The organism is Rhizobacter sp. (genome assembly GCF_046595475.1).
GTDB lineage: Bacteria > Pseudomonadota > Gammaproteobacteria > Burkholderiales > Burkholderiaceae_C > Rhizobacter.
Genome location: NZ_JBKJOQ010000010.1, coordinates 99880 through 119181 on the forward strand (window position 1 = coordinate 99880; position 19302 = coordinate 119181).

At 66.2% G+C, this 19302-nt stretch carries 14 protein-coding genes; 8 read left to right on the forward strand and 6 right to left on the reverse strand.

The genetic code is table 11. The features are described 5' to 3' along the window. Nucleotides 1-68: 68 nt before the first annotated feature. The 3 genes from AC30QB_RS02360 (at nucleotide 69) to AC30QB_RS02370 (ending at nucleotide 5692) form a co-directional block, all read left to right on the forward strand. Nucleotides 69-3401: a response regulator gene (locus AC30QB_RS02360; protein ID WP_489544584.1), complete on the forward strand. Its 3333-nt coding sequence runs from the start codon at nucleotides 69-71 to the stop codon at nucleotides 3399-3401. Between the two features lies 1 nt (nucleotide 3402). After that, entirely contained in the window at nucleotides 3403-3990 is a 588-nt protein-coding gene (locus tag AC30QB_RS02365) for a response regulator (protein WP_489544585.1), read from the forward strand. 148 nt (nucleotides 3991-4138) lie between these two features. Further along, complete coding sequence (locus tag AC30QB_RS02370) at nucleotides 4139-5692, forward strand: methyl-accepting chemotaxis protein (protein ID WP_489544586.1); 1554 nt, start codon at nucleotides 4139-4141, stop codon at nucleotides 5690-5692. On the opposite strand, the gene AC30QB_RS02375 is transcribed toward AC30QB_RS02370, so the two are convergent. The 3 genes from AC30QB_RS02375 to AC30QB_RS02385 are packed head-to-tail and all read right to left on the reverse strand — an operon-like array spanning nucleotide 5682 to nucleotide 8039. After that, nucleotides 5682-6329, reverse strand: a complete 648-nt coding sequence (locus AC30QB_RS02375; RefSeq protein WP_489544587.1) for a lysoplasmalogenase — start codon at nucleotides 6327-6329, stop codon at nucleotides 5682-5684. The two genes, AC30QB_RS02370 and AC30QB_RS02375, sit on opposite strands and share 11 nt — an antisense overlap. Before the next feature lie 52 nt (nucleotides 6330-6381). Then, on the reverse strand, nucleotides 6382-7173 hold the full coding sequence (locus AC30QB_RS02380; RefSeq protein WP_489544588.1) for a molybdopterin-binding protein: 792 nt from the start codon (nucleotides 7171-7173) through the stop codon (nucleotides 6382-6384). Between the two features lie 2 nt (nucleotides 7174-7175). Beyond that, entirely contained in the window at nucleotides 7176-8039 is an 864-nt protein-coding gene (locus AC30QB_RS02385; RefSeq protein WP_489544589.1) for a cytochrome b/b6 domain-containing protein, read from the reverse strand. A 186-nt stretch (nucleotides 8040-8225) separates the two neighbouring features. On the opposite strand from AC30QB_RS02385, the gene AC30QB_RS02390 reads away from it, so the two are divergent. Together AC30QB_RS02390 and AC30QB_RS02395 are read left to right on the forward strand one after the other, a co-directional pair. Then, entirely contained in the window at nucleotides 8226-8960 is a 735-nt protein-coding gene (locus tag AC30QB_RS02390; RefSeq protein WP_489544590.1) for a hypothetical protein, read from the forward strand. A 211-nt stretch (nucleotides 8961-9171) separates the two neighbouring features. Further along, entirely contained in the window at nucleotides 9172-10380 is a 1209-nt protein-coding gene (locus AC30QB_RS02395) for a glycoside hydrolase family 5 protein (protein WP_489544591.1), read from the forward strand. 60 nt (nucleotides 10381-10440) lie between these two features. Here AC30QB_RS02395 and AC30QB_RS02400 read toward each other — a convergent pair whose 3' ends face one another. Next, nucleotides 10441-12495, reverse strand: coding sequence for an ATP-dependent helicase (locus tag AC30QB_RS02400; protein ID WP_489544592.1), 2055 nt, complete (start codon nucleotides 12493-12495; stop codon nucleotides 10441-10443). A 68-nt stretch (nucleotides 12496-12563) separates the two neighbouring features. Here AC30QB_RS02400 and AC30QB_RS02405 point away from each other — a divergent pair, with 68 nt between their 5' ends. After that, nucleotides 12564-14078, forward strand: a complete 1515-nt coding sequence (locus AC30QB_RS02405) for an alkaline phosphatase D family protein (protein ID WP_489544593.1) — start codon at nucleotides 12564-12566, stop codon at nucleotides 14076-14078. 228 nt (nucleotides 14079-14306) lie between these two features. Here AC30QB_RS02405 and AC30QB_RS02410 read toward each other — a convergent pair whose 3' ends face one another. Further along, complete coding sequence (locus AC30QB_RS02410) at nucleotides 14307-15239, reverse strand: LysR family transcriptional regulator (protein ID WP_489544594.1); 933 nt, start codon at nucleotides 15237-15239, stop codon at nucleotides 14307-14309. Between the two features lie 94 nt (nucleotides 15240-15333). Here AC30QB_RS02410 and AC30QB_RS02415 point away from each other — a divergent pair, with 94 nt between their 5' ends. Together AC30QB_RS02415 and AC30QB_RS02420 are read left to right on the forward strand one after the other, a co-directional pair. Beyond that, nucleotides 15334-16107, forward strand: coding sequence for an SDR family NAD(P)-dependent oxidoreductase (locus AC30QB_RS02415; protein ID WP_489544595.1), 774 nt, complete (start codon nucleotides 15334-15336; stop codon nucleotides 16105-16107). 40 nt (nucleotides 16108-16147) lie between these two features. Continuing rightward, nucleotides 16148-17116, forward strand: a complete 969-nt coding sequence (locus tag AC30QB_RS02420) for an AEC family transporter (protein WP_489544596.1) — start codon at nucleotides 16148-16150, stop codon at nucleotides 17114-17116. A 120-nt stretch (nucleotides 17117-17236) separates the two neighbouring features. Here the strand turns inward: AC30QB_RS02420 and sppA are convergent, their stop codons facing one another. Further along, nucleotides 17237-19093, reverse strand: coding sequence for a signal peptide peptidase SppA (gene sppA / locus AC30QB_RS02425; RefSeq protein ID WP_489544597.1), 1857 nt, complete (start codon nucleotides 19091-19093; stop codon nucleotides 17237-17239). Nucleotides 19094-19302: the final 209 nt, after the last annotated feature.

Below are 19302 nucleotides of genomic sequence, written 5' to 3' on the forward strand. Positions count from 1 at the left end.
TTTGCGCTGGTGCCTGAGGGCCAGGGTGCGTGGCATGATCATTCGCACCCCGTCTCGCCCCTGCACCCATGCTGGAACCGGCCAATTCCAAGCCAGAGCCCAAGCTCGCGCCCAAGCCCAAGCGCACTTCTCTGCGCCGCAGTCTGGTCATCGCAGCCTTCACGCTGGTCTTCGGTGCGCTGTCGGCATTCATCATTGCGCTGTACGCCTTGGTGGTGGTGCCTGTCAGCGACGAGCGGGCCACCTCGCAGCTGCGGGTGGCATCCGGGCAGGTCGTGGCGCGCATGCGTACCCTGGTCGACCGTGTCGAGGCCATTGCAAGGCTCAACCACGACTGGGGCCAGGCCGGGCTGATCAACATCGACCAACCCGAGCAATTCAACGCCCTCCTGCAGCCCTTGCTTGAGCGCGGGCCGCAGCTCTCGTCGATGGTGGTGGCCAACACGTCGGGACGCGAGCTGCTGCTGCTGCGCACTGAGCGCGATGGCTGGGTCAACCGCCTTACCGACCCGGCCAAGAGCCCGGGGCGTGCGCGCTTTCTCACCTGGCGCGGCGGCAAATTGTTGTCCGACCAGACGCAGGCCTTCGACTACGACGCGCGCAGCCGGCCCTGGTTCAAGGGCGGCATGGGCCTCACGAGCGAGCAAGACATCTACTGGAGTGAGCCCTATACCTTCCGCTCGTCGCTAGAGCCCGGCCTGTCGGCTGTGGTGCGCTGGACAACGCCCGCCGGCGAGCGCTACGCCATGACCAGCGACATCAAGCTGATCGACCTGTCGCGCTTCACCCGCAACATCGTGGCCGGCCGGCGCGGCTTCGTCACGGTGCTCACCCAAGACGGCAAGGTCGTTGGCGTGCCGCGCGTGCCAGCGTTCTCGAACGACGAGGCGATGAAATCGGCCGTGCTCAAGGTGGCTGACGCGATCGAGGTGGCGCCGCTGTCCGAAGGCTACCGGCGCTGGCGCAGCCAAGGCGCACAAGAAAGCGGGCTGCTGCGCTTTCGCTCGGGCGGCGAGGTCTGGCTGGCCACCTTCACCCGCAGCGATTTGGGCACGCAGACCTTCTGGGTGGCGACCATGGCGCCGCTGGCCGACTTTGCCCCGGCCACCTCGCAGCAGGCGTTGCTCGTGATCGCGCTCGCGCTGGCCAGCCTGCTGCTCGCCTGGCTGGCCGCCACCTGGCAGGCCCAGCGCTTTGCGCGGCCGCTGGGCGAGCTCGCGCGCCAGAGCGAGCGCATCGGCCAGTTGCAGCTAGACCAACCGGTGCGCGTGCTGACGCCTTGGGCCGAGCTAGACGACCTGGCCCAGGCGCACGAGGTCATGCGCGCCAAGCTCTTGCAGGCCACCAACGCGCTGGCGCAATCCAACGATTCGCTGGAAGAAAAGGTGGCGGTGCGCACCCAGCAGCTGGCCGAGGCGAAAGACACGGCCGATGCTGCCGTGCTCGCCAAGGCCGAGTTCCTGGCCAACATGAGCCACGAGATCCGCACGCCGATGAACGCCATCCTCGGCATGACCGACCTGGCCTTGCGCAGTGAGCTCGCGCCGCGCCAGCGCGGCTACCTGCAAAAAACACGCTCGGCTGCCAGCGCGTTGCTGAGCATCCTCAACGACATACTTGATTTCTCCAAGGTCGAAGCCGGCAAGCTCGACCTGGAGCTGCGCGAGTTCTCGCTGCAAGGCGTGTTCGATCACGTGACCGCGGTGGTCGGCCTGAAGGCTCAACAAAAGGGCCTGGAGCTGTTGCTCAACACCTCGCCCGACGTGCCCGCGCGGCTGATCGGCGACCCGCTGCGGCTGGAGCAGGTGCTGGTCAACCTGTGCAGCAACGCCGTCAAGTTCACCGAGAGCGGCGAGATCGTGGTGGTGACGGTGCGGGCGGTGCTGTCAGCGCAGGACCGTGTGACCCTGCGCTTTTCGGTACGTGACACCGGCATAGGCATGAGCGAGGCGCAGATGAGCGGCCTGTTTCAGCCCTTCGCGCAGGTCGACACCACTGCCACGCGCCAGTACGGTGGCACCGGCCTGGGCTTGGCCATCTGCAAGAAGCTCGTGGAGCTGATGGGGGGCGAGATCGGGGTGCGCAGCCAGCCGGGGCGCGGCAGCGATTTCTTCTTTACTGTCAGCTTCGGCCTGCCGGCCATGGCCGAAGCTGCTGCACAAGCCGCACGCGAAGAAGACTCACCGCACGCGGGTCTGCGCGTGCTGGTGGCCGATGACAGCGCCAACTCGCGCGAGATCTTCAACGACCTGCTGACAGGCCTGCACTACCGTCCCACCCTGGTCGACTCGGGCGCGCTGGCGCTGGCCGAGCTCAAGCGCGCGCAGGCTGCGGGCGAACCCTATAGCCTGCTGCTGCTCGACTGGAAGATGCCCGAGATGGACGGCTTCGAGGTCATCCAACGCCTGCGCGCCGATGCATCGCACGCGCCGGCCGCTGCCCTCAAAGTGATCCTCATCACCGCCTATGGCGACGAAGACCTGCCGCGCCGCGCCGCGCGCGAGGGCTTGAGCGCTTGCCTGAGCAAGCCGGTGAGCAGCTCCACGCTGCAAGACAGCATCGTCACCGCCCTCGGCGCGCAGGCCGCCACCGTGGCCGCTGCGGCGCTCGCCCAGGTGGGGCCGCCCAAGAGCCTGGTCGGGCGCAGCGTGCTGCTGGTCGAAGACAACGACTTCAATCAACTGGTGGCCAGCGAGCTGCTGCGCGACGTGGCGGGTATGCAGGTGAGCGTGGCTTTGAATGGGCAGGCGGCCGTTGAGCAGGTGCGCGCGGGCCAGTTTGAACTGGTGCTGATGGACGTGCAGATGCCGGTGATGGACGGCCACGAGGCCACCTTGCGCATACGCCAAGACCCGGCCTTTGCCCTGCTGCCCATCATCGCGATGACCGCACACGCCATGCAGCGCGACCGCGACAAGTGTTACGCGGTGGGCATGAACGACTACATCACCAAGCCCTTCGACCCTGACCAGCTCTTTGCAGTGGTGGCCAAGTGGCTGCCATCTTTGGCGCCGCCTGGAGAGGCGGTGTCGTTCGAGCGCGGGCTGAAGAACTGCATGGGCCGGCAGGCGTTCTACGACAAGATCTTGCGCCAGTTTTTCGACGCACGGCGCGATGACGTGGCCCAGCTGCGCTCGGCGCTGGCGGCGGGCGATACCGCGACCATTGCCACACTTGCTCACGGTTTGGTGGCAAATGCCGGAACCATTGGGGCGCTGGCTTTGTCCGACGCTGCACGCCGACTGCAAGTGGCGGCCGATGCCGACGAGCGCGCCCTGTGGCCGGCACTGGCCGACGAGTTCGCACGCCGGCATGCCGAGGTGCTGGCCGCGCTGAGCGAGCGTTTCAAGGCTTCGCCTTCCCTGAATCTGTCTCCTGATACTTCCACCGATACTCCCTGACGTGTCTGAACCCATAACGCCTGGCAGCCGCCCCCGCTCCTACTCCACCGCCTACGTTGCGAAACGGCTGGGCATCTCCATCCCTACTGTGCAGCGATGGGTCGACGCTGGCCAGCTCAAGGCCTGGAAGACGCCCGGCGGGCACCGCCGCATTGACGCCGACAGCGCCGAGCAGATGTTCGAAAACCAGGCGCGTGATGCGCCCACGGTCTTTCAGCAGCCCGAGCCGTCGGTGATGCTGGTGGAAGACGACGCCAGTGACCGCGACCTGCTCACCCTGCTGATCCGCGAGGCCCTGCCCACGGCGCGCGTGGTCGCGTTCGAGAGCGGCATACAGGCGCTGGTGGCCATAGGCCAGAACGCCCCCGACATCGTGGTCACCGACATCGTCATGCCCCACATGAATGGCGTAGAGATGCTGCGCCAGTTGTCCACCCAGTGCGTGGTGCGGCCGCGGCTGATCATCGCGGTGTCCAGTCTCACGCCGCGCCAGATGGCGCGCATGGGCGACCTGCCGCCCGAGGTGGTCTACATCGCCAAGCCGGTCGACCCGCAGCCCTTCATCGACACGCTTCAGTCGGTGATGTGAGGGGGCCTCGTTCGGGGGAATGACGGCTAATCCTTGTTTAATTTGGATGATTCATTTGTTTCGTTCAAATTAAAGTTAGGCCGTGGGCGCTCCGATAACCGCATGAGCAGCAGCCAGCGCCCGCAGGCTGCCTCAGTGGGAAACCGAAGTGAACGCTCTGAACAACCTGAAGATCGGCACCCGCCTCACCTTGGTGTTGGCCTGTGTGCTGGCCGCCCTGGCCGCCGTCACTGGCACCGGCCTGTGGGGAATCAATTCGCTCTCGACCACCAGCCAGCGCGTGCTGGCGCAAGACGTGCAACTGGCGCAGCAGTCGTCCGGCATTCAGGGCTTGGTGCTGCAGGAACGCCGCTACGAGAAAGACGCGCTGATCAACATGGCCGACGAGCACAAGCGCGGCGAATACATGAAGAAGTGGCATGCCGCGCGGGTGAAGCTCACTGAGGCCCTGGCCCGCGTGCGCCAGCTCGACCTCTCGCCCGAAGACGCCAAGGCCGTAGACGCCATGGGCAAGCATTTCGCCACCTACGTGGCCGGCATCGGGGTCGTGGTCGAGATGGTCAAGCGTGGCGAACTTGCGTCTACGCAGGCCGCCAACGCCGAGGTTGGCAAGTACAAAGAGGCAGTGCAAGGCCTGGAGGCCACCAGCGACCAGATCAGCGAACGCGCGATGAAGCGCGCCGAGGGTGTGAGCGCCGAAATCGCGTCGATGCAGGCCCGTCTTACCGCCATGCAGTTGGTGTTTTCTGCACTGGCCCTGGTGCTGGCGGTGAGCCTGTGCTCGTGGGTCACGCGCTCGATCACCCGGCCTCTGGGTGAGGCTGTGCGGGTGGCCGAAACGGTGGCCCAGGGCGACTTGAGCTCACGCATAGGCGTCACCAGCAAAGACGAGATCGGCCAGCTGCTTGCCGCGCTCAAGCGCATGAACCAAAGCCTGGTCGGCATCGTGAGCGAAGTGCGCAATGCGTCTGACTCCATTGCCACCGGCTCGGCCGAAATTGCCACCGGCAACGCCGACCTGAGCCAGCGAACCGAAGAGCAGGCGAGCAACCTGCAGCAGACGGCAGCCTCGATGGAGCAGCTGACCGTCACCGTGAAGAACAATGCCGACACGGCGCAGCAGGCTGCGCAGCTCGCATCCAACGCAGCGACTGCCGCGGCCGAAGGCGGCAACGTGGTGGGCCAGGTGGTCAGCACCATGCAAGCCATCAGCGCCAGCTCGAAAAAGATCTCCGACATCATCGGCGTGATCGACGGCATTGCCTTTCAGACCAACATCCTCGCGCTCAACGCGGCGGTGGAAGCAGCACGTGCCGGCGAGCAAGGCCGCGGGTTTGCCGTGGTGGCCGCCGAAGTGCGCAACCTGGCTCAGCGCAGTGCGCAGGCGGCCAAGGAGATCAAGGCCTTGATCGGCGAAAGCGTCGACAAGGTGGAAGCCGGCACCCGGCTGGTCGACGATGCGGGCCGCTCCATGGACGACATCGTGGCGCAGGTGCAGAAGGTCAACGACCTCATCGGCGAGATCAGCAGCGCGAGCCTGCAGCAGACGAGTGGCATCGGCCAGATCGGCGATGCGGTCACGCAGCTCGACCAGGTGACACAGCAAAACGCCGCATTGGTAGAAGAGAGCGCGGCCGCCGCCGAGAGTTTGAAGCACCAGGCCGCCGCGCTGGCGCAAACGGTCTCGGTGTTCAAGCTCTAAGCGGTGTTGCACCTTTGAGCGTGCTGGCAATGCACCACTGCGCAGCCCAGTAGGTGGCCAGAATCCAAAGTGCCGACAGCGGCAGCGGGGCCGAAAACTTGTTGAACGCCAGCAGCGTGTCAGAGGCCATGAACAAGACACCGCCCGCCGCTGCCCAGCGCGCAGGGCGTTCGGCGCTGCGGCTGAACCACCATGTGGCTGCCTGCGCGGCCATGGTCGCGAGGCACAGCACGTAGGCGACCACCGGCGCGCGCAAGGCCGGCGGCACGCCACTCCACAGCTGGCTCAAGATGAGCGCGGCGATCACACCATAGGCTGCGAAAACGAGTGGCTTCGCGGCCAGGCGAACCGGCATGCAAAAGGCGGCGATGTAGGCCAGGTGTGCGAGAAGAAACGACACCAGGCCAGGCAGAAAGCCTTGCTTGGGCCAGAGCAGAAACACGTCGCCTGCAAGCGAGAGCGCAAGACCGATCAGCACCAGCCGCCGCTGCCGCGGCTCACCACCCCCACGCGGCCATGCGTACGCGATAACCAGCAGCGTGGTGAGCGGCTTGAAGACGAAGGCGAGCGCGGGTGCCAACAGGCCCAGCGCAGCTGCGATGCACAGCGCGGCGCTAAGGGCCACCAGCCAGGGCAAGATGGGCTGCAGCCTTGAAACTGAAGTGCGCACTGTCAGGGCGCGGCCCGCTTCAGATGCCTGCGTACCACTGGTAGCCCTGGTCTTCCCAGAAGCCACCGTTTCCGCCGCCAATGCCGGCGAGGCTGTCGACCAGCTCCAGCCGCATCACGTACTTGGCTTGCTTGTAGCCGAGCTGGCGCTCCACCCGCAGGCGCAGCGGCGCGCCGTTGGTGATGGGCAGCGTCTTGTCGTTCAGCGTGTAGGCCAGCAGCGTTTGCGGGTGATAGGCATCGTCCATGGCAATGCTCTCGTAGTAACGCTCGCTGCCAAACGAGTCAGCGCAATGGAATACCACGTAGCGTGCCTGCGGTTTGGGTTTGGCGGTGGCGAGCACCTGCGCAAGCGGCACACCGGTCCATTTGCCTATGGCGCTCCAGCCTTCCACGCAATCGTGGCGCGTGATCTGCGTGCGGCTGGGCATGGCGCGCAGCTGGGCCAAAGACCATGCGCCGGGCTGCTCGACCAGGCCGTCGACGACCAGCTTCCAGTCGACAAACCCGTTGGCGGCCATCGCCTTGTACTCGGCGCTGTCGGGGTTGGTGTTGCCGTTGCCGCGAAAGCTGGGCGACATGTCTTCGGGCGCAAACTCTTGCGCCATCGACACCCTTCCCCCCAGCGTACGGTGCAGGCTCTCGCTGAGCACCTCGCCGCTGGACAAAACATTCTTGAAGACTGCGCTGTCATTCAGCTTGTCGCAGCCGCCCAGCAGCAGCGCGCCGGTGCCGCCGACCGCGCGTGTCAGGAAGCGCCGCTTGGCGAGGGCCTCGGGGGTGATGCCGAGGCGGTGCAGTGGCTTGGCCATGGTCAGTTCCTCTCTTCAGTGGTGCTTTCGGTGATGCGATAGCGACCGGTGATCATGGAGCGCAGGTGGTTCCACAGCCCGCTCACGATCACCTCGAACACGTGGACCAGCACGAAGGCCACCAGCAGCCACGCGACGATGAAGTGGATGGTGCGCGCCGACTGCCGCCCGCCGAGCAGGTCGACCCAGCCCGGCAGCAGCGAGTTGAGCCACGGCGACATCGCCCAGCCCGCCAGGATGATGAGCGGCAGCAACACGAAGATCACCGCCAGGTAGCTGAGCTTTTGCAGCACGTTGTAGTGCTTGGCCGCTTCGCCTTGCGGGTGCTTGAAGCGCAGGTGGTCGCGTATGGATTGGGCGATGCCGCGCCAATCGGGCCGCGTGGGCAGCAGGTCGCGCTGCAGGTGGCGGCTCCAGAGGGCGTGGCCCACGTAAAAGAGGCCATTCAGCACCAGCAGCCAGGCGAAGAAGAAGTGCCACAAGCGCCCTGCGGCCAGCGAGTAGCTGCTGGGGATGGTGAGCCACGACGGAAATGCGAGGACGGCCGGCTGCCCGTTCGCCCCGGCCGACACGCCTAGCACCCCGGTGGTGTCGAACTGGTGGCCGAATACACGCGTGACCCCCATCAGCTGGCCGCTGCTCGTGCGCAGGGCGGTGATCTCGAACACTGAGGGCCGGCCGGTGTAAGACGACTTGCCCCAGTCGAGCGACGGGTGGGCGTTGAAGATCATCAAGCCGCTCATCAGCAGCACGGTCAACGACACCACGTTGAGCCAATGCATCACGCGCACCGGCAACGAGTGGCGCTTGTAGAGGTAGCTGTGGAGCCTGGCGCGGGGCGAGGCTGCTGCTTCGGGGTTTGACATGTGGGCTCCTCCGTCCAGGCCAGTGTGTCGCACGGTACACCTATCTTCTTACCTGCCTTGTGGCGCTGGCGGCGCGGTGCGGCGCCAGCGCGTCCATTTGGGCTATGGCTCGTAGTCAGCGGACTACGAACCCCGCGTGTGAAGCAGTCACACTTTCTTCATAAAGTGGTACCAACCGAGTGCCGTGTGGATGCGCCGGTGGCCCAGGCCGGGGCTACCCGCCGCTGCATCGAGGGGATATTCATGAAACGCAGTCATCTTTTGCTTGCCGCCTTGGCGCTGCCAAGCCTGTGGGCCGGCTCGGCTGAGGCCGCAATGGTGAGTTACTACCTGAACCAGGTCAACGTGAACCCGACACTGGCCGACAACGTGAACTACGCGCGAGTCACGATAGACGACAACACGGCCAACCGGCTCACCTTCACCGTGACCTTGCTCGCGCCGCTGACGTCGATCGCAGCCAGCAACTTCGGCATCCAGGAGTTTGCTTTCAACGTCGTGGGCAACACCAACCCGTTGCAGGATGCCGCCGGCAGCAACGCGCAATGGGTTTTGCCGACCCAGTGGACCGCGTCTGTCGCGCCACCACCGAATCAACTGGACGGCTTTGGCCGCTTTGAAGTGGCCGTTGGAACCACCGGCTCGGCACGACTGACCCCGTTGATTTTTCAACTGGTGAATTCCGGGCTCGGGCTCTCGAGCTTCACCGAAAACTCCACCAATAACGCGGCCGAGGGCAACAGGTTTTTCGCAGCACACATTGCAGGTTTCAATGTGAGTGGGGTGACCAGCGCCTACTTTGGCGGCTCAGATAGCGTGCCAACGGCCGTGCCGGTGCCTGCGGCGATTTGGCTGCTCTCATCGGGTTTGCTCGGCGGCTTGGGCTGGGTGCGCCGGCGCGTCGGGGCTGCCAGCGCATAAGGCAATGCAGCGCGTTATGGCTTGAGCGACTCAGGCCGGCCCGGCCTTGTCCCTGAGCGCGCAACGCGGGCAGCTTTACAGGCACAGCCGCCTGCTCGCAGCCCCAAGAGAATCGCAGGCGAGCCGGCTCTGCCATTGTCGAAAGGCGCGTTTACACGCCCTTCACATCGAGGAAACATCGGAGCAACCCGTGCCGCTCAGTCTTGCGGGCATGAACACACCATCCGACTCCAACGCCGTACCGCGTCTACCCGGCCGCAGGGCCACGCTGATCGCGCTGGCGAGCGCCGTTGCCGTCGCAGCATGCGGCGGCGGTGGCGGTAGCAGCTCGTCGCCCACACCACCGCCACCTCCGCCACCACCACCTCCCCCTGGCCCACAACCGGCGCGGCTCTCGCTGAGCGGCTCGACCATGCGCGCGCCGGACGGGAGCACCGTGCAGCTTCGCGGCATCAACGAGGGCACCTGGGGCGAGATGCGCAGCTACGACGCCACCACCATTGCGGCCCAGGGCGCCAACGTGGTGCGCGTGCTGATCCGTTGGTGGGGCCTATATGGCACCGCGGACATCGAAAGCCGGTCCGATGCGCTATCCGATGCGTCGTCGGGGCATTTCAAACCGGACCACTTGGCCCAGTTCCTGACGGAGATCCAGTGGTGCATCGATGCCGGGCTGTGGGTGGTGCCGGTCATCGACTCAAACTGCGGCCAGAGCGGCCTGCAAAGCGCCGACATGATCAGCTACTGCGACGCCACCGGCAGCTACCCCGGCGGCCACAACTTCTGGACTGACCTGACGCAGCGCCAGCTGTTCAAAGAGGCCTGGGTCTACCTTGCGGGCATCCTCAAAGACACGCCGAAGATCGCGTTCTACGAACTGCTGCCGGAGCCGCTGCAAGGCAGAGACGCGTCGTATGGCGACGACGTGTCGGCCTTCTACCAGGAGCTGATGACCGCCATCGAGGACGTGGCGGGAGACAAGCGCACGCCCTTCCTCGTTGGTGCGCGCGACTCCTACAACATCAGCCTTTGCGATGAGGCCTACATTCCGGCCGCGCGCTGGGTTAATCGCGTCGTCTACACCGGCAACCTGTTCATCCACACCAGCAAAACTCAGGCGGAAAACATCGCGACGCTCGAGTCGCGGCTGGGCGCCTTGTCGGCGATGAAGACTTCGCGCAACGTGCCGGTGTTCATCCAGCAGTTCGGCGTGCGAAGCGCAGACGACCCCGACCAGTTTTACCTCGATGCGGGCCTCAGCCGCATGAACGCCGCGGGCATAGGCTACACCGGGTGGCAATGGCGGCAAAACACGGTGAACCCCGGCGAATACGCAGTCGTCCTCATCAACTCGACCACCGGTGCCGACATCGTGAAGGCTCCCGTTCTCGCGACCTATTCGAGGTACTGGACTGCGTGAGCGGGGCGATGCCCCGCGTACCGGCAGCAATGGCGCGGGCGCGCGTGGCCTGGGTGGCGCTCAGGCCGGGCCGGCCTTGCGGGGCTCCGCCAGCTTGGCTTGCTCGGCCCGCAGGGCCGCCGCTGCCCGCAGGGCCTTGAGCTTTTCGCGCGGGTCTTCCTGAGCTTTGGCTTCGTGCAGCTTCATCTCCTTGATGAAACGGCTCGGCACGCCTTGAATGGTGTCGCGCCCCTTTTTGCGACGGCGCAGCACGTTCACCGCTAGCGTGCGTCGTGCGCGCGTAATCCCCACGTACATCAGTCGGCGCTCTTCTTCCAGGCGCTCGGGCGTCATCTCGTCGTCTTCGCTGCGAAAGGGAAGCAGGCCTTCATTCACGCCGGCCAGCACCACATGCGGCCACTCCAGGCCTTTGCTGGCGTGCAGGGTGGAGAGCGTCACCACGTCTTGCTCGTCGCCGCGCTCGGCCAGGCTGATGATGACCGAGATGGTCTGCGCCACGTCGAGCACGCTCTTCTTCTCGGTCTCTACGCTGACGCCACCGTCGTTTTCAATCTCGCCTCCGCAGCGCTTGGCGATCCAGTCGACGAAGTCGGTTACGTTGCTCCAGCGGCTGGCGGCGAGCTTCTCGCTGTCTTCGCCTTCGTAGAGGTGCTTCTCGTAATCGATGTCTTTCAACCAGCCCATCAGCAGCAGCTTGGCGTCTTCGGCACCCACGGTGTGGCGCGCGCGGTACTCCAGGTCGTTCACGTAGCGGCCGAACTCGTGCAGTGAGCCGACGGCGGCAGCCTTGAGCGCGGTGCCCAGGCTCTCGGCGAACAAGGCTTCAAAGAGGCTGGTCTTCCATCTGCCCGAGAACTCGCCGAGCGACGAAAGCGTCTGGTGCCCGATGCCGCGCTTGGGCGTGGTCACGGCGCGCAAAAACGCAGGGTCGTCGTCGTTGTTGACCAAGAGGCGCAGCCAGGCGCACAGGTCTTTGATCTCGGCACGGTCAAAGAAGCTCTGCCCGCCCGACACCTTGTACGGAATGTTGGCGCGGCGCAGTGATTTCTCAAACACACGCGCCTGGTGGTTGGCGCGGTAGAGCACGGCGAAGTCTTTGAACTGCACCTCACCCCCTTGGCCACGCAGGGATTGAATGCGTGCCACCGCACGCTCGGCTTCGTGCTCTTCGTTGTCGCACTCGACCACCAGCACCGGCTCGCCGTCGCCCAGGTCGCTCCACAGCTTCTTGTCGAAGAGCTTGGGGTTGTGGCCGATGACCGCATTGGCTGCGCGAAGAATGTGGCCGGTGGAGCGGTAGTTTTGCTCCAGCGGTATCACCCTCAGCTGCGGGTACTCGGCCGGCAGTCGGCGCAGGTTGTCGATGGTGGCGCCGCGCCAGCCGTAGATGCTCTGGTCGTCGTCGCCCACCGCGGTGAACATGGCACGCTCGCCCGCCAGCAGCTTGAGCATTTCGTACTGGATGGCGTTGGTGTCTTGATACTCGTCGACCAGCAAGTAGCGCAGCGTGTCTTGCCACTTGGCGCGCGCCTCGGCGTCGCGCTGCAAGAGCTTGTGCGGCAGGCCGATCAGGTCGTCGAAATCAACGGCTTGATAGGCGGCCAAGCGCTCTTCATAGCGCTTCATCACCTGCTGGGCCACGCGCTCGTCGTCGGTTTCGGGCTGCACGGTGTCGCTGTTCAGGCCCTGGTTTTTCCACAGGCTGATGGTCCATTGCCAGCCACGTGCGAGCTTGATGTCGGTGGTGCTGCCGGCGTCTTTCAGCACACCCAGCACGTCATCGCTGTCGAGAATGCTGAACTGCGGCTTCAACCCCAGGCGCTCGCCCTCGGCGCGCAAGATGCGCACGCCCAGCGAGTGAAAGGTGCTCACCACCAGGTTCTTGGCCGCGCGCGGGCCGATGAGCGACTTGGCGCGCTCGCGCATTTCTTGCGCGGCCTTGTTGGTGAATGTGATGGCGGCGATCTGCCCTGGCGCGTAGCCGGCTTCCAGCAGGCGCGCGATCTTGTGGGTGATCACGCGCGTCTTGCCCGAGCCCGCGCCGGCCAGCACCAGGCACGGGCCGCCGAGGTGGTGCACGGCTTCCATTTGGGCAGAGTTGAGGGTGTCGGCCATGGTGGTTCAGAGAGGGCCGCGCATGATAGTCAGTTGCGTTCGATCGGCCTGTGGTAAACCAGCCAGCCATGAGCATTCTGACCACACGCCGCCAGGTTCTGAGCCTGTCTCTTGCGCCGCTGTTCGTGCGGCACGCGCTGGCCGCCGACACCCCGCGATTCGACCTCGGCATCGCCTCCGGCCACCCCCGCCACGACCGGTTGGTGCTGTGGACGCGGCTCACAGGCGCGTCGCTGCCCGAGCGTGTCGACGTGCGCTGGGAAATCGCCGAAGACGAAGCCTTCAAGAAGATCGCCGCCAGCGGCATCGAGCAGGCCGAGTCGTCGTGGGCGCACAGCGTGCACGCCGAGCCCGCGGGCCTGCAGCCGGCACGTTGGTACTGGTACCGCTTTACCGCGCTCGGCCAGCAAAGTGCGGTGGGCCGCACGCGCACCGCACCGGCGCCCGATGCCCAGGTGAGCGCCTTGCGCTTTGCCATTGCGAGCTGCCAGCGCTTCGACCACGGCCACTTCGCCGCGTGGCGCCACCTGGCCACGCAAGACCTCGACCTGGTGCTCTTTCTGGGCGACTACATCTACGAGTACGCCTCGCCGCCCATCGCACTGCGCTACCACGTGGGCACGGCCGCACGTACTCTCGACGACTACCGCGCCCGCTATGCGCAGTACAAGAGCGACCCTGCGCTGCAAGCCGCGCACGCCGTGGCGCCCTGGATGGTGGTGTGGGACGACCACGAGGTCGAAAACGACTACGCCGCCGACACGCCGCAGACGCCCGATTCCTTTTTCCGCCAGCGCCGCGCCGCGGCCACGCAGGCCTACTGGGAGCACATGCCGTTTCCCAAGTCCATGCGCCCGCACGGCAGCGAGATGCGCATCTACGACCGCTACGACTGGGGCACGCTGGCGCGCATTCACGTGCTCGACGATCGACAGTACCGCGACGTGCAGGCCTGCCCCAAGCCCGGCCGCCACGGCTCGAACACCGTGGCGCTCAAAGACTGCCCCGACCTTCTCGACCCCAAGCGCACGCTGCTGGGTGCCGACCAGGAGCGCTGGCTGGCGCAAGGCTGGGACGTGCAGCGCCCCTGGAACCTGCTGGCGCAACAAACGCTGATGGCGCGCCTGTCGTGGTCTGACACATCACAAGGCGGCACCGGCACCTACTGGACGGACGGCTGGGACGGTTACGCTCCAGCGCGTAATCGCCTGCTCGCCAGCGTGGCCGAGCGCAAACTGCCCGGCGCGGTGGTGCTGGGTGGCGACGTGCACGGGCACTTCGTGGCCGACCTGAAGGCCGACTACGACGATGCCAAGTCGCCGGTGGTCGCCACGGAGTTTTGCGGCACCTCGATCACCAGCAACGGCATGTCGCAGGCGCGCGCCGAAGCTGGCCGCCTGCTCAACCCGCACATCCACTATGCGCACAGCGATCAGCGCGGCTATGTGGGCTTCACGCTCGGGGCCAAGCGGCTGGAGGCGAGCCTCTTTCATGTGGCCGAGCCCAAAGAGCCCAGCTCGGCTGTGAACACCGCGGCGCGCTTCGGCGTGGAGTTGGGCAAGCCCGGCGCGCAAGCAAGTTAGCGACGCCTAAGCGACAAACCGCACCTGCATGTGGAGGCGGTGCAACACCCCCAAAACCTAGAGAGCCCTCTCTCTCGTGTAGGCCTGCAGGCCGCGGGGATACTCCGCGCTCGCTGGCAACACCCCTGCCGCCCCATTGAGTTCAAACCCCCGCGACCCGCGGGGGTGTTTGGGCTCATCCCTCAGCGCCGTCAGCATGATCAGCACTGCTGAACTCAGAAGCCTCGCTCAGCTGTCGAGGTAGGGCTTGAGCGTTTGTGCCAGCCAGGCCATGAAGACCTGCACTCGCTGCGGCAGGTTGCGTCGGTTGGCATACAGCAGTGACACCGGCAGAGACGGCCCGCGATGGTCGGGCAGTATCTCCACCAGCAGCCCGCGCTGGATCAGTGACGTGACGCCCGCCGCCGGTGCCTGGATCAGGCCCAGGCCCGCGAGGCACGCCGCTTGGTATGACTCGGTGCTGTTGACCGTGAGCACCCCCGCCATGGCGAGCGAGCGGGTGCGGCCGCTTTGCTCGCGGCTTTCCATGCCGCCCTCCACATACTCCCAGCCCGCCGCCTTCGCGCCCAGCGTGGGAACGTAGTGCACCAGCCGGTGCGAGGCCAGGTCGGCCAGCGTCTTCGGCGTGCCGTGCCGCTGCAGGTAGGCGGGGCTCGCGCAGTTGATCTGCCGCAGCTCGCCTAGCGGCCGCGCCACCAGGCCAGAGTCGACCAGCGTGCCGACGCGCAGCACGCAGTCGAAGCCTTCGCGTACCAGGTCGACACGGCGGTCGGTGCTGCCGAGCTCGATGTCGAGATGCGGGTGTGCCGCCAGGAACTCCGGCAGCCGCGGGATCACCTGCTCGCGCGCGATCAGCGCGGGCAGGTCGACCCGCAGCCGGCCGCGCAGGGCTTGCACGCCTTGCTGGAACATGGCCTGCAACTCGTCCATGTCGGCCAGCACGTCTTTGCAGCGCTCGTAGAAGGCCTGGCCGTCTTGCGTCATCTGCACGCGCCGCGTGGTGCGGTGCAGCAGGCGTGTGCCGAGTTGGCCTTCGAGCTGCTGTACTGCGGTGGACACACGGGCCTTGGGCAGGCTCAGCTGGTCTGCGGCCTGGCTGAAGCTGGCCAGCTCGGCTACGCGCACGAAGATCTGCAGGTGTGTGGGGTCTATTGTTCTCATGGGTTGAACAAACAAATCATTTAGAGCCAATTTATCTCAGACGGGTGAATCAATAAAGTGCCTTCACCGCAACCCTTTCCATGAGACATCTGACATGAGCACACTCCCCACTTTCACCCCTATCGCACTCATCACCGGCGGCAACCGCGGGCTAGGCAAGAGCGCTGCCCTGAAGCTGGCCGGGCAAGGCAGCGACATCATCGTCACTTACCACCGCAACGCCGCCGAGGCCGATGCGGTGGTGGCGCAGGTATGCGCGCTCGGCCGCCAGGCCGTGGCGTTGCAGCTCGACGTGGGCGACTGCCGTAGCTTTCGCGATTTCGCCGCGCAGGTGAAGCGCGCGCTCTCGCAGCAGTGGCAGCGCGAGCGCTTCGACCACTTGGTCAACAACGCCGGCGTCGGCGCCAACGCCAGCTTTGCCGACGCCACCGAAGCGCAGTTCGACGAGCTGATGAACGTGCACTTCAAGGGCGTCTTCTTTCTCACGCAGGCGCTGCTGCCGCTGCTCAACAACGGTGGGCGCATCGTCAACGTGTCGTCGGGCCTGACGCGCTTTGCCCTGCCCGGCTACGCGGCGTACGCGGCCATGAAGGGCGGCGTGGAGGTGCTCACGCGTTACCTGGCCAAGGAGCTGGGTGCGCGCGGCATCTCGGTCAACGCGGTGGCCCCGGGCGCCGTCGAGACCGACTTCGGTGGCGGTGCGGTGCGTGACAACGCGCAGCTCAACGCCGCCATCGCATCGCAGACGGCGCTCGGCCGCGTGGGCTTGCCAGACGACATCGGCGGCGCCATTGCTTCGCTGCTGTCGGCAGGCAATGGCTGGGTCAACGCGCAGCGCATCGAGGTCTCCGGCGGCCAGATGATCTGAGCTCTGTTGAGCGCCGGAGGGGCGGCGATACTCGCCCCTCATGCAGGCGATCCTGGCCGTCACCGTTCCCTTCTTTGCGCTCGTGCTGTGCGGCTACCTCGCCGCGCAGCGCCGCGTGCTCCCCGAAGCGGCCATCCCCGGGCTCAACGCCTTCGTGCTTTTCTTCGCGCTGCCCTGCATGCTGTTTCGCTTCGGCGCGAGCATGCCGTTTGCGCAGCTGATCAACCCGGCGTTGATTGCCGCCTATGCGCTGTGTGCGCTGCTGGTGGTCTTCTTCACCATCGCCGTCACCTTGCGCCGCGCCGACGCTGCCAAGGGTGTGGACATGAAGAACGCAGCCTTCGGTGCGCTGGTCGCGGCCTTCCCGAACAGTGGCTTCATGGGGGTGCCGTTGCTGGTGGCATTGCTGGGCGAGCGCGCAGCCGGCCCGGTGATCGGCACGGTGCTGGTCGACCTCTTCTTGACCAGCTCGCTGTGCATTGCGCTGGCGCAAGCTTCCGAGGCGTCCAAGGGCGCGGTGCTGCGCTCGCTGCGCGGCGCCATGAGCAACCCCTTGCCGTGGGCCATCGGCTTGGGCGCTGCACTCGCAGCCAGTGGCCGAGAGTTGCCCGCACCCCTGGCGCAAATCATCAAGATGCTAGGCGACTCGGCCACGCCGGTGGCGCTCTTCACCATTGGCGCGGTGCTGTGGCGCGCGGGCCAGCACACCCATACGCGCACGCCGGTGGCGCAGTACCTGCCGGTGGCGCTGATCAAGCTCTTCGTGCACCCGCTGTTGGTGCTGAGCGTGGGCCTGCTGCTGCGCGCGGCGGGCGTGCCAGTGCCCGAGTTCGGCTTGAGCGTGCTGATGCTGGCGGCAGCGCTGCCGAGTGCGAGCAACGTGTCGCTGCTCGCTGAGCGCTACGGTGCCGACAACGGACGCGTGGCACGCATCATCATGGCCAGCACGGTGCTTGCGTTCGTCACCTTTTCGTTGCTGGCCTGGGGCCTGGGTGTGACGGCAGCCTAGCCCACGCGCGTGCAGTTGCGCCCTTCGGCTTTGGCGCGGTAGAGCGCGTCGCAGCGCCCGAGCATCACCACGAAGCACATCCACGCATTCAGCTGCTCGGCCGCGCTGGCAAAGGGCTCTCTACTGCCCCGTGCACAAGCAGTGCGTGATGGCCGTGAACGGCTTGCGCCCCTCGGTCATGTCGGCCAGCCAGCCCAGCTCTTGGCGCGCCTCTTGCACCACCTTGCCTGGCACGCCGAGCGGCGCCACCTGCAGATCGAAGCGTGCTGCCAGCGCCTGCACCGCCGCACCGCCCAGCAGCTCAAGCAGGCGGGCAGCGCGGTCGGGCTCGGGCTGGATGTAGACCACGCGGGCGTCGTCGTCGAGCTTGGCGCGCTTGGCCGCTGATTTCAGCGCGTCGCGGTAGCCGCCCAGGGTGTCGACCAGGCCACGCTCCTTCGCCTGCTCACCCGTCCACACACGGCCTTGGGCCACGGCGTCGATCTTGTCGGGCGTGGTCTTGCGGGCCTGTGCGGCCTTGGTGGTGAAGTCGCTGTAGACCTGGTTGATGATGGTTTGCATCAACGAGAGGAAGCGCGGGTCGGGCGGCAGGCGCGGGTCGCCGGCAGCGCCCAGCCAGGTGGTGGTCACGCCGGCGGTGTGCACGCCGATCTTCTCCAGCGCCTTGTCGACGGTGGGCAGCAAGGCAAAGACGCCGATCGAGCCGGTGACGGTGCTGGCATCGGCCATCACTTCGTCAGACGACATCGAGATCCAGTAGCCGCCCGAGGCCGCCACGTCGCCCATGGACACCACCACCGGCTTGCCGGCGGCGCGCGTGAGCTCCAGCTCGCGGCGGATGATCTCTGAGCCGTACACCGAGCCACCGGGCGAGTTCACGCGCAGCACCAGAGCCTTCACGCTCTTGTCGTTGCGCGCCTTGCGGATCAGCTCGGCGGTAGAGGCCCCGCCCACCGTGCCGGCTGGTGCCAGGCCGTCGATGATCTCGCCCTCGGCCACCACCACGCCGATGGCGTCACCGATCAGCTGAGGCTTCTGTCGGGCCAGGTAGTTGTCGAACGAGACCTGGCGGAAGGTCTTGCCGTCAGCGTCTTTCGCGCCACGCTCGATCATCATCTGGCGCAGCTCGTCGCGGGTCTTCAGGCCGTCTACCATCTTGGCTTGCAGGGCCAGCTTGCCGGGCTCGCCACCGGCCGCGGCCAGGCGCTGCGGCAGCTCGTTGAGCAAGGCCATCACACTGCCGGCGGGCAGCTTGCGCGCCTTCTCTACGCCGTCGGTGTAGGTGGCCCACAAGCCGTTGTAGAGAAAGGCGCTGGCCTCGGTGGCTTCTTTCGACGGCTCGTTGGCAATGAAGGGCTCAGCGAAACTCTTGTAGGTGCCCACGCGTACCAGATTGACCGTGACGCCCACCTTGTCGAGCGCGTCGCGATAGTAGTTTTGGTAGCGGCCGAAGCCCTGCAAAAACAGGAGGCCCATCGGGTGCATCAGCACTTCATCGGCCTGCGCCGCCAGGTAGTACTGGCGCTGGTCGTAGCCGGCGCCCCAGGCGATCACCTTCTTGCCGGTGGCGCGAAAGCGCTGCAGCGCGGCAGCCACTTCGCGCAGGCCGGCCATGCCACCGCCTTTGAAATCGTCGAGCACCAGCACTGCACGGGTGATCTTCGGGTCTTGGGCGGCCGCATCGAGCACGGTGAGCACATCGCGCAGCTGTGTGCTGCTTGGCGGCTCGCCGCTCAGCTGGGCCAGGGCGGCGTCACGAAGGCCTGAGGCATGCTGCTCAACCAGCGGGCCGCGCAGGTTGAGCACGAGGGCGGTGTTGTCTTCGAGCTTGGGTGCGCCGCTGGTGGCGATGGCCACGACCACCACCACCACGATCACCAGGAAGATCAGGTTGAAGACCGTGCGGCGGCTGGCGTCAACCAGCCACCAGAAGCGGCCAAACCAGCGGCTAAACCAGCCAGATCGGGAAGCGGGCATGCAGTCTCCGGGGTCATGCGTGGGAATGGCTGCACTGTAAGGGCAGCCGCCGCGCTTCACCCATCGTGGCGGCGCTGGGCGCGGATCATCATGATGGCGAAATTGAGCGGGGCGGGGCGGAGGTTCATGGCGTGTGGCGTCGCGGGTGCTTGGCGTTGCATGCCACTGTGGCCTCGCGCCCTTGCCGCCGACAGCGCGCTGAGACGAGA

Excerpts from the sequence above, each read along its gene's own strand:
- AC30QB_RS02360 (WP_489544584.1), top strand. The coding sequence starts at position 69 with ATGCTGGAACCGGCCAATTCCAAGCCAGAGCCCAAGCTCGCGCCCAAG.
- AC30QB_RS02380 (WP_489544588.1), bottom strand. The coding sequence starts at position 7,173 with ATGGCCAAGCCACTGCACCGCCTCGGCATCACCCCCGAGGCCCTCGCC.
- AC30QB_RS02385 (WP_489544589.1), bottom strand. The coding sequence starts at position 8,039 with ATGTCAAACCCCGAAGCAGCAGCCTCGCCCCGCGCCAGGCTCCACAGC.
- AC30QB_RS02395 (WP_489544591.1), top strand. The coding sequence starts at position 9,172 with ATGAACACACCATCCGACTCCAACGCCGTACCGCGTCTACCCGGCCGC.
- AC30QB_RS02400 (WP_489544592.1), bottom strand. The coding sequence starts at position 12,495 with ATGGCCGACACCCTCAACTCTGCCCAAATGGAAGCCGTGCACCACCTC.
- AC30QB_RS02405 (WP_489544593.1), top strand. The coding sequence starts at position 12,564 with ATGAGCATTCTGACCACACGCCGCCAGGTTCTGAGCCTGTCTCTTGCG.
- AC30QB_RS02410 (WP_489544594.1), bottom strand. The coding sequence starts at position 15,239 with ATGAGAACAATAGACCCCACACACCTGCAGATCTTCGTGCGCGTAGCC.
- AC30QB_RS02415 (WP_489544595.1), top strand. The coding sequence starts at position 15,334 with ATGAGCACACTCCCCACTTTCACCCCTATCGCACTCATCACCGGCGGC.
- AC30QB_RS02420 (WP_489544596.1), top strand. The coding sequence starts at position 16,148 with ATGCAGGCGATCCTGGCCGTCACCGTTCCCTTCTTTGCGCTCGTGCTG.
- sppA (WP_489544597.1), bottom strand. The coding sequence starts at position 19,093 with ATGCCCGCTTCCCGATCTGGCTGGTTTAGCCGCTGGTTTGGCCGCTTC.